10 protein-coding genes, 1 tRNA gene and 1 pseudogene are annotated in these 7797 nt (G+C 56.8%); 4 read left to right on the top strand and 8 right to left on the bottom strand.

From position 1 onward, the window contains the following. From G463_RS0116605 to G463_RS23870, 3 genes are all read left to right on the top strand, one after another. The coding region (locus G463_RS0116605; RefSeq protein ID WP_026976042.1) for an integrase core domain-containing protein at positions 1-243 on the top strand (243 nt) is incomplete at its 5' end. Between the two features lie 364 nt (positions 244-607). Further along, complete coding sequence (locus G463_RS0116595) at positions 608-1315, top strand: LPXTG cell wall anchor domain-containing protein (protein ID WP_026976041.1); 708 nt, start codon at positions 608-610, stop codon at positions 1313-1315. 415 nt (positions 1316-1730) lie between these two features. Further along, complete coding sequence (locus G463_RS23870) at positions 1731-1853, top strand: hypothetical protein (protein ID WP_281171093.1); 123 nt, start codon at positions 1731-1733, stop codon at positions 1851-1853. Positions 1854-2106: 253 nt separating this feature from the next. Here G463_RS23870 and G463_RS0116575 read toward each other — a convergent pair whose 3' ends face one another. Then, a complete protein-coding gene (locus G463_RS0116575; RefSeq protein ID WP_026976040.1) occupies positions 2107-2871 on the bottom strand; it encodes a CheR family methyltransferase in 765 nt (254 codons plus the stop codon). A 50-nt stretch (positions 2872-2921) separates the two neighbouring features. Between G463_RS0116575 and G463_RS21080 the strand changes: the two genes are divergently transcribed. Beyond that, positions 2922-3878 carry a patatin-like phospholipase family protein gene (locus G463_RS21080; protein ID WP_051322399.1) on the top strand — a complete coding sequence of 319 codons (957 nt, stop codon included), beginning with the start codon at positions 2922-2924 and terminating at the stop codon, positions 3876-3878. Between the two features lie 41 nt (positions 3879-3919). Here G463_RS21080 and ndk read toward each other — a convergent pair whose 3' ends face one another. From ndk to G463_RS23270, 7 genes and pseudogenes are all read right to left on the bottom strand, one after another. Next, entirely contained in the window at positions 3920-4363 is a 444-nt protein-coding gene (gene ndk, locus G463_RS0116565; protein WP_026976039.1) for a nucleoside-diphosphate kinase, read from the bottom strand. A 107-nt stretch (positions 4364-4470) separates the two neighbouring features. Beyond that, positions 4471-5436: a polyprenyl synthetase family protein gene (locus G463_RS0116560; RefSeq protein ID WP_026976038.1), complete on the bottom strand. Its 966-nt coding sequence runs from the start codon at positions 5434-5436 to the stop codon at positions 4471-4473. Between the two features lie 6 nt (positions 5437-5442). Beyond that, positions 5443-6165, bottom strand: coding sequence for a demethylmenaquinone methyltransferase (locus tag G463_RS0116555; RefSeq protein ID WP_026976037.1), 723 nt, complete (start codon positions 6163-6165; stop codon positions 5443-5445). Beyond that, positions 6165-6896 (bottom strand): heptaprenyl diphosphate synthase component 1, encoded by a 732-nt coding sequence (locus G463_RS22005; RefSeq protein WP_169725498.1) that lies wholly within the window; start codon positions 6894-6896, stop codon positions 6165-6167. Before G463_RS22005 ends, G463_RS0116555 begins: the two co-directional genes overlap by 1 nt. A 78-nt stretch (positions 6897-6974) precedes the next feature. Further along, positions 6975-7232, bottom strand: a complete 258-nt coding sequence (gene mtrB / locus G463_RS0116545; protein ID WP_026976036.1) for a trp RNA-binding attenuation protein MtrB — start codon at positions 7230-7232, stop codon at positions 6975-6977. A 78-nt stretch (positions 7233-7310) separates the two neighbouring features. Beyond that, positions 7311-7387: transfer RNA gene (locus G463_RS0116540), tRNA-Pro, on the bottom strand. Positions 7388-7497: 110 nt separating this feature from the next. After that, a pseudogene (locus tag G463_RS23270) lies at positions 7498-7797 on the bottom strand (ISLre2 family transposase); the annotation flags it as partial.

The following is a 7797-nucleotide window of genomic DNA, read 5'->3' as shown; positions in this document are numbered from 1 at the left end:
TGCCAAATCAACCACGAGCGGACGGGTTACAACAACCCCGATGCTGACGGATACATCGAGCGATTCTTCCGGTCGCTGAAGGAGGAGGAGGTCTGGCTGCAAGAATACAGCAGCTTTACCGAGGCGAAAGCGGCGATCGAGTCATACATTCACTTTTACAACACGGACCGACCTCATTCCGCACTAGGTTATCGGTCACCGTCGGAATTCAGAAACTGGAAAATGCAACAGAACGCAGCGTGAGACGGTTTTTATCTGAATTGTAAATCTATCATCTCTTTCTTAAAAGCCATCCCATCTGTCTTGACAATGTGGGGTTCAATACGCATCATCCTCCATTCCAGGGGGAACAGACATTTCTTATTCTCTGGAATCACAAAATTGTTCAACTCTTTTTCAGACTGTCGACCCAATCTGACATGTTTTGCGCCACTTCTACATTACCATAGATGTAGCTTGGCGTAAGGGAAGGTAGAACTTTGGGATGGGGATTCCGCTCGAGCGGTCTTGCCCACCGTCTGTAGACCGCCACGGCAACTGAGACCGGCACCGAAGCTGGCATGGGGTGAGGGGGATAACACCAGATCCAGTGGAGGAGGTCTTTTCTGTGGTCAAAATTCCCGTTTGGATTCGTATGTGCGCTTCCTTGGTGGGCGCTGTAAGCGCCTCCACCACGCTCGCTATGGCAGACACCAGTGAATCTCCCCTGTCATCCGTCACAGGTCCATTGCAGAACACGCTTCAACAGGTGACGCAGAGCGTCGCTGCGAATGGGCCGCTCTCGTCTCTCCAATCGTCTCTGCAGTCCATCCTCGGTGGCGCTACCGGCGGAACCATCGGTGCGGCGTCCGAGTCGTCAAACAGCTCGGGGCACAGCGACGTACCTGACTTGTCGACAGCGTTGTCTCCCGTCACAAAAGCCCTGTCCAATGGGGCGTCAGACTCCACAGGGAGCCCTCAGCTGTCCCTGCAGGGAAGCGCGTCTGGCAACGCCAGTCGGACCGGCGTGGGCCTGGGGACAAGTCTCCACTGTTCGCTCGGCACCGGAGGATCCGGTGGATCTACCGGAAGCGATACAGGATCCACTACTGGACCAGGAACATCCGGCAAATCGCCTTCGCTGCAGCCCATGCCCCAACCGGTTTCCGCGTCGCCGCCCATACCAGCGCAACCCACCGCCAACGAAACATTGCCCACCGTGCTCCCGCACACTGCAACCAACGATCTCCTGTACATGGGTCTCGGACTGGGACTGACGGGGCTCGGCAGTGTTTGGTGGTTGCGCAGAAAATTCAGCGTTCCTCGCGCCGAATGACAATGCATACGCAAACGTCCAAAACGCCCACCGGGCGGTGAGCGCTTCAGACGGGTTCGGCTTGTGAGGTTGTGGGGTGTGCGGCATCGGTTGAACGGATTCGACCGACCGCATGCCCACGCGGGATGGGCCAATGATCTGCCCACGCGTCGAGTCTACCGCAAAAATGTGGAGAGAATGTGGAATTTTCGTGGTTTCCTTGTCAAACCGAGTGAGATTGCGGACATGTTCCAAGCGGTGTGCTGATATGACGAAAACGTACGATGCAAGCCGTGAATCCGATGGGTCAGTGACATCCCTGCTGAGGCAATGCCCGCCCAAACTGGGGTCCACCGTGACAGTCGCCCTGCCAGACCGGACGCCGTCGGCATTTGATAGCGACGTATGAACCATTTCGTCACAAGGAGGGTCACACATGTACGATGGCGTTTTTGGCGGTTACACCCGTTGGGCGGTTGTGTTTCTGATTATCTTCGTGCTGTTCATCCTGTTGGTTCCGTACGCAGGGACGGCTGCAGCTGCAGGCCCTGTCTGTTGATGTATTGGGCCTGCCCTCAGCTCCAGCTTGCTGTACAGGGGGGTGACCATATGTACGGAGTATTTGGCGGATATACACGCTGGGCCGTCGTGTTCCTGATTATCTTCGTGTTGTTCTTCCTGCTGGTTCCAGGATACGGCGCTGCAGCTTACTGATCCCGCGGTTTAAACGGGAGCACAGCAGTGCTCCCGTCCCGTGTGTCCCAAAACCGCCCCCTGTCGGCTCGCGACACGGCTGCGGGTATGTCCTGCCGTCAGGATTGACGTTGATACAGAAACGGGCCGACATTCACCAGTCGTTCGGTGTACCCTTTCAAAAACTGTTCGGTGCTGCCCACAAACAGCAGTCCACCGGGCCGCAGCGCGTGGGCGAAGCGTTCCACGACCCGTTGTTTCGCCTCATCCGTGAAATAGATGAGCACATTCCGGCAAATGATGAGACTCATGCCGGTGGGATAGGCATCAGCCAACAGATTGTGCTTGCGAAACGTGACCTGCGCGCGAAGCCGCGGTCGAACGCGCCACGTGTCATCCACTTCGTCGAAGTAGCGCCGGCGCAGCGACTCAGATACGGATCGCATCTGGTACGGCCTGTACACACCGGCCTGCGCCTGAGCCAATACGTTCTCATCGATGTCGGTGGCCAGTATGGAGTACGGCTGACGCACGTATTCCTCCATCACGAGAGCGAGCGAATAGGGTTCTTCGCCGGTTGAACAAGCCGCGCTCCATGCATGCAGCGGACCATGGGCCGAAAGCGTTTTGAGGTGCGGAATGAGCGCCTCCCATCGCTCCGGATTGCGCAGAAACTCTGATACGTTGATGGTCATCTTATCCAACGTTTGGTGCAACAATTGAGGGTCTTTCCGAACACGCGCCATATATTCTTTGAACGTGGAGAACCCGAGCTGATTCCGCAACGCGGTCAGACGGCGCTCCATCTGCGGTCGCTTGTAACTCTGCAGGTCTATCCCCGTAAAGTCGAAGAACTCACGCGTAAACTCCAGATATTCGTCCATGAACCCGCACCACCTCTGTACATAAACGCAGTCAGCCGGGAGGGAATGAAATGCTCAAATCACCACACAACCGTATCGGCATTGCGCTCAGCGGAGGCTCACTCAAGGCAACCGCACATATCGGTGTGCTTCGTGCGCTGAACACCCTGGGCATTCAACCGGACTGCGTGGCCGGAACGAGCGCCGGCGCATTCATCGCAGCGCTCTACGCGCACGACTATACCCCGGATGAACTCCTACACCTGATTCGACGCTTTCCCGGTCCATCCCTGTTAGATTACGGATTTCCAGTGTCCTCCTCCGTGTTCACGTCCCTCTGGTACCGCTTTCGAAGATCCGTGAATTCACGCACCATGCGCATCCCTTCCGGGCTGTTGCGCGGCGATAAGCTGTACCGATACTTCCGTCAGCATTTCAAAGGACGCACGCCCAGCATGCCGTATTACGTCATCGCGGCAGACCTCATGACCGGACAGCCCGTGACCTATTCCAACAATCAAGACATGATTGATCAGGGATTGACCGATCCGATTGTCGACCCCGCCCTCTGCGTCCGCGGCAGCTGCGCCCTGCCGGGCATCTTCACCCCGGTACGAATTGGTTCGCGCATCCTCGTGGACGGCGCCTTTCGCCATTACGTCCCGGTGAAAATTCTGCGGCAAGCCGGGTGTAACAAGATTATTGCGGTGAACCTGTACAGTTTGCAGCACCATTGGCAGCCGGAGACGATTGTCCACGTGCTGGTGCGCTCCTACGACATCCTCCTTCAGGAATCGGTGGAAGGAGACCTGGCCGGCGACGATGTGATGATCATCGAGCCCAAAGTCGGGCACTTCTCGTGGCTGTCCACCAGAGAAATGGAACACGGGGTGACCGTGGGACAACAGGCCGTGTGGGACCAGCAACACCGCATCGAACAATGGCTTCGCTCCCCAGCGACCGCCGACCACCGGCACACCGCATCCACGGTTCAGGGTGTGTGCATTCGAATCTCCGCACACAAATAATGCCCTCGATTCCATCGAGGGCATGATGTGGTGACGACGACTCACTTCAGCCAGGCGTCCACGGCCTTTTCGTACGATACGACGCCTTCACTGAACCACAGGCTGATTTCGCGCTCCGCACTCTCTGGAGAATCCGAACCATGGATGATGTTCATCCCGATGGTCAGGCCGAAATCCCCACGAATGGTCCCAGGAGCGGATTCCGCAGGATTGGTCTTGCCCATCATCGTCCGGGCGACAGAAATGGCGTTCTCTCCTTCAAGCACCATGGCGAACACCGGCGAAGACGTGATGAACGACACGAGTTCCTGAAAGAACGGACGTTCCTTGTGTTCCGCATAATGCTGTTCAGCCAGAGACTGCGAGACACTGAGCAGCTTCGCTCCAACAATCTTCAGTCCCTTTTTTTCAAAGCGGGATACAATCTCCCCCACCAGGCCGCGTTGTACGCCGTCCGGTTTCACCATGACAAAAGTGCGTTCCACTGCCACGTTATGTACACTCTCCTCGTTGTGCCCGCCAGAATGCGGCGGGCGAGTCCTGACTTCCGAAAGCTATTGTAATGAAACTTGTTCTCGGCATCAACCAGGAATCAGAACGATCGCTGGTTCATAAACGCGCCAATCACCATCAACTCTTCATGAACGCGCGACACCCCCAAGGGTGAAAGCGCCGCCACCGCCTTCTCCATGTACCGGTTGGCAATCCCCCGCGCAAACGGAATGGCGTCGGTGGAACGAATCAAGGAAAGCACCTGCTCCACAGCCGCTTCGGACATGTGTTCGTGGATGAGTGACCGCATGCGGGCCCCCATTCCGGGTTGACGCAGCGTGTACAGGATGGGCAGCGTGAGGTTCCCCTGGCGCAGGTCTCCCCCCACACGCTTGCCGACGACGCGCTCATCCCCCACAAAGTCCAGAATGTCGTCAATGACTTGAAACGCCATACCTGTAAACCGTCCGAAGCGCGCCATCATCCGAACCGCCACCGGCGACGCCCCGCCAATCAGTGCGCCGAGACCGCAGCTGAGCTCATGCAACAATGCGGTTTTTCGCTGAATCCGGCGGAAGTACCGGCGCAGCGCCTGATTGACGTTGAAGAAATCTTCAATTTGATCGATTTCTCCCTCCACCATTTTGACAATGGCGGTGGACATTTTGGTGTGAACCTGGTCAAAAGGTACTCTGCCAAGCATTTCAATCGCTTTCGCGAACAGGTAATCTCCCACGTACATCGCGGCCGCGTCGCCGTACGCAGAGCGCACCGTCGGATTTCCGCGGCGGATTTCCGCGTCATCAATCACATCGTCATGAACCAATGATGCCATATGTACCATTTCCATGGCCGCGGCGAATATGTAAACTTGCTCCCGATTCAACCCCCCGTATTGACCGCACACCAACGCAAACAGAGGCCGGATACGTTTACCGCCGGCCTCCAGCAGATGCAGCGAGGATTCGGTGAGCGCACGATTCCGGCTGTGCACGGCGTCGGTCAATATTGCCTCCACCTGTGCCAACTCTGGTTTGTACCGCCGGTATACATCGTGAAACTCCATGCTGATCTAGTCCTCCACCTTCGTCCCCACATGAAGTGCGGCAATGCCTCCCGTCAACGGATAGCTCCGCACATGCTTCAGCCCCGCTTCTCGGAACAACGCCTCCAGACCCTTTCTATCTGGAAAGTTCCGCAATGACTCCGGCAGCCATGCATAGGGCTCCTTCTTTTTCACAGCCGCTGCCCCAATCCACGGCAGCAAGTGGTTGAAGTATAGATAATACAACGCTCGGAACGGAGGAAACTCTGGTTTGGACAACTCCAATGACACAACTTTTCCACCCTGCCGAACCACCCGGGTCATTTCCCGCAAAACAGTCAGAATATCCGGCACATTCCGCAACGCGAATCCGATGGTTGCCACATCAAATGAGTTGGCTTCAAACGGCAACGCCATGGCATCCCCGTTCATCAACTCAATCGGCCGGCCATTCCAACCTCGCTTGTCGACCTTGTTCTTTGCGACGTCGAGCATCTCCTGACAAAAATCGATGCCGACGACCCGGCCCGTCGGTCCGGTTCGCTTGGCCAATGCGAGCGTCCAGTCTCCCGTGCCGCAGGCGACGTCCAACGCGGTACCTCCAACCTCAAGTCCCACGTGTCTCATGGCAAACCGACGCCACAGTTTATGCTGATAAAAGCTCAACACGGAGTTCATCACATCGTAGTGCTTCGCAATCTGCGAAAACACCCGTTGCACGTGCGCGGCTTTCGTATCTTGCGTCATCATCATCCGCGATTCCCCTCCGCATAGGCTTGAGCCTCAAGATATTTCTGGGTCGGCCGCAGATACTCGGTGAGAAACGAAGAGATGGGAGCCCACAGGGTGTTTGCCGGCAGAGGAAGCAGTTCATCCAGCGCATCCCCCAGCCAATCGTACGCTTGCCGCCAGGTGAAGTACGTAGGCAACCGCCGCTTCACCATCTCCGTGGCGACAATATGCGCCCGCACCATCGACTGAATCTGGTGATGCGTCGCGCCATCCCGCCCCAAATAGTGGCGCGCCAACGTATACAGCAATTCGCCTTCTATGGTCTCGCGCAACGACATGGTTGACTCCGCGCCCACCACGTTCTGGAGTTCCATCTTCGCCTCATTGACCGCCATGACCGCGCGCGACAGCTCCGTCAACAGAGCGTGTTGTCCCGCGCGGGCCAACAATCGGTAATACTGGCCGCTGCAGTAGTCTCCAGCCAACACGGTCAACTGTCGGCGCACCCCTGATTCCGAGGCCACTTCATCGTGCAACGCCAGCGCCTGCTGCAGCAGAAGCACGGCCTCCAGCACATCGACCGCCGTTTGCGCTTCCACCTCTGCACGCTGGAGAATGGTGCGACCCACTTCGAAATGAAATCGACTCGTCCGAGGACCGACGCTTGTCCGGTGAAGCTGACGATGGTACGTATGCTGTTGTACTTTGCTGTCCAGTGCTTCAAACGTCACAAGCTCCAACGGAACCACGCTGGCGTCAACTCCTACCTCAGTCACTGCTGACTTCATTATAGCACATCGTCCGTCCAGCCACGGCGGCCGTGCCCATCATCCGCGCTTTCCGTTGTCGGGAATCACCGGCTCCGCAGTGTTGACGATGCCATGCTTGGTGAGCAGTTGTACTTTTCCACGAATCTTCATGGCGGATGTATACTCGGTGAACTGGAAAATCATCAATTCATCTTTATCCAGCTTCTCAGCATGGTGAAAACGGGTTTCTGCTCCGCGCGTCAGACCAATCACCTGCACGCCGTTCTCAAGAGCGCGGATGACCAAATACTCACCAAGTACGGGTGAATCGGACATGAATATCCCCTTCCATCCTCAACATCCTGTTTGCGCACAAAAAAAACGAAAAACCAGCGCTCCATCACGCTGGTTCATTGGTCGGAATGCCGGGATTTGAACCCGGGACCTCTACCTCCCCAAGGTAGCGCGCTACCAGGCTGCGCCACATCCCGCCGGCGCTCATGCGCAAGAGCCATTATAGCGAATCTCTTCAAAATACGCAAGCTCAATTTTTTACCCGTCCGTGTCAAGTTCCGGTAGGTAAGACCTCACCGTCAAGCATTTATGCAACTGTGAACGGAGACCGTACCAGCTCCCGCAGGACGTACTTGACCCACGGTCGGCCCGCGTGCGGTCCATCCAGCGCCGGCAGATGTACCTGCAGCCAGCTCTCTGCCGCCTGGCGCTTGCGATCAGCCATATTCCCACTGGCGAAAGCTTGTTTTGGCACCCGGGCCTGATCCTCTTTCTTGGTGCCGTTATCAGCCAAGTGATACGCCTCTCGGTTCGCTCGCACCGCCATGACCCGAACCAGATGGTCAGCCCCTGACGCGCTCCAGCGCGCTCCGTGCCGTTTCATCCG

This window comes from Alicyclobacillus contaminans DSM 17975 (assembly GCF_000429525.1).
Lineage (GTDB): Bacteria > Bacillota > Bacilli > Alicyclobacillales > Alicyclobacillaceae > Alicyclobacillus_A > Alicyclobacillus_A contaminans.
This window is presented reverse-complemented; position numbering and strand designations above follow the sequence as displayed.